Source organism: Chitinimonas sp. BJB300 (assembly GCF_002735695.1).
Taxonomy (GTDB): Bacteria; Pseudomonadota; Gammaproteobacteria; order Burkholderiales; family Chitinimonadaceae; genus Chitinimonas.
In genome coordinates this window covers 1-1,669 of record NZ_PDZH01000289.1, presented here as the reverse complement: position 1 = coordinate 1,669, position 1,669 = coordinate 1, and the positions used below count along the sequence as shown (strand labels likewise).

General features: G+C 55.0%; 1 protein-coding gene and 1 pseudogene. Both read right to left on the bottom strand.

Annotated elements, in window-relative coordinates; translation table 11 throughout:
* Positions 1 to 331: 331 nt before the first annotated feature.
* Positions 332 to 1,369: an IS110 family transposase gene (locus CSQ89_RS21405; protein WP_099407973.1), complete on the bottom strand. Its 1,038-nt coding sequence runs from the start codon at positions 1,367 to 1,369 to the stop codon at positions 332 to 334.
* Between the two features lie 86 nt (positions 1,370 to 1,455).
* A pseudogene (locus tag CSQ89_RS21400) lies at positions 1,456 to 1,669 on the bottom strand (IS481 family transposase); the annotation flags it as partial.

Here is a 1,669-nt window from a genome sequence, read left to right as displayed (position 1 = left end):
TGTAGAAGTTCAGACTTGATCTGACAGTTGCCCGTTTTGACGGTGCCCGATTGTCATACATGGACGCCCCCGTTTGCCAAGCCATCTTTTTGTTGCACCAAGAACAAGGTTGAGATTGCAGCCATACATCCGGACTTTTAGTGAGGCCTTCGCCTCTGTCCCTGATGGAATAAGCTGACCGACTCCGCTATCAGATCACCGTGCTTTACGCACTTTGACAATCTCGGGGTTTGTCGGTCACGGTCTTACCTGTCTTGCCATCACATCAAGATTGCCTGCGCAACCGTTGAAAGTCTTCACCAATCTACTTTGTCACAATCAACCGGTTCGGCTACGCTCCAGCGAACGCCAGGGTGTGGTCGGACCGGAACTCTCGCTCGTGTGCCAGCAAGGCCCAGACAATACGTGCATTCTTGTTGGCCAGCGCCACCGCCGCCACATTGACATGTCGCCGCGCCATCACGCCGTTCAGCCACGTCGAGGTGCAATCAGTTTTATTCGTCGCAAAGCGTAACACCGCTCGGGCACCGTGAATCATCAAGGTTCGCAAGTAACTGTCGCCACGCTTGCTGATACCCAGCAAGGTCGGCTTACCGCCACTTGAATGCTGTCGCGGCACCAAACCGAGCCATGCCGCAAGTTGTCGGCCATTGCTGAAGTTTCGGGCGTCCCCCACCGTGGCGACCAGGGCGCTGGCGGTAAGCGGTCCGATGCCAGGAATCTTCGCCAGCCGGACGCTGACGGCAGCATTTCGGTGCCAGCACTGAATGTCCTGTTCTAGTGCCTCAATCTGCTGATCCAGCGCTTTCAGGTGGTCCGAGAGTGTCTGCAGCAACTGTTTGAAGGTGCTGGGCAATTCATTCTCGCCGTCTTCCTGTATTTCCGGAATGCGTCGGCCAATAGCGTGGATACCCTGCGGGATGATGATGCCAAACTCGGCGAGCAGGCCGCGAATTTCGTTGGCCGTTGCAGTGCGCGCTTTGACGAAACCGGCGCGAGCCCGATGTACCGATAGTATGGCTTGCTGCTCAACGGTCTTGATCGGCACGAAACGCATATCCGGCCGGGTTACGGCTTCACAAATCGCCGCAGCATCAGCAGCATCGTTCTTGTTGGTCTTGACGTAGGGTTTGACGAACTGCGGCGCCATCAATTTGACGGTGTGGCCAAAGCTTTGCAGCAGACGTGCCCAATGGTGAGCGCCGCCACAGGCCTCCATACCAATTAGACACTGTGGCAGATTGGCGAAATAGACCGTCATCTGCTCGCGGCGAAGCTGTTTCTTCAGGATTGTCTTGCCGTGTTCATCTACGCCGTGCAATTGGAACACGTTTTTTGCCAGATCAATGCCGATAGTCATGATCTTCATGGTGGAGGCTCCTTCCGTGAGTGGTCTGTTTGACACTATCACTTTGGCGTATCGATGCTGATGGTGGGGGCGTCCATTCCATTAGATCAGTTCAGGTCTTCTACTTTCTCCTTCCACAGTGATTTACCATCGTTCAACGTCTGTAGCGGTGTTCGCCCGCAGCACATCTTCCCTTGGTGAGTGCGCTTCTCATTGTAGTAAGCCATCCAGTCATCCAAGTCCCGTTGCAGCTCATCCATCGCCACATACAGCTTGCGGCGGAAAGTCACCTGATAGAACGCCTGCAGGATCGTCTTGTGG

Excerpts from the sequence above, each read along its gene's own strand:
- CSQ89_RS21405 (WP_099407973.1), bottom strand. The coding sequence starts at position 1,369 with ATGAAGATCATGACTATCGGCATTGATCTGGCAAAAAACGTGTTCCAA.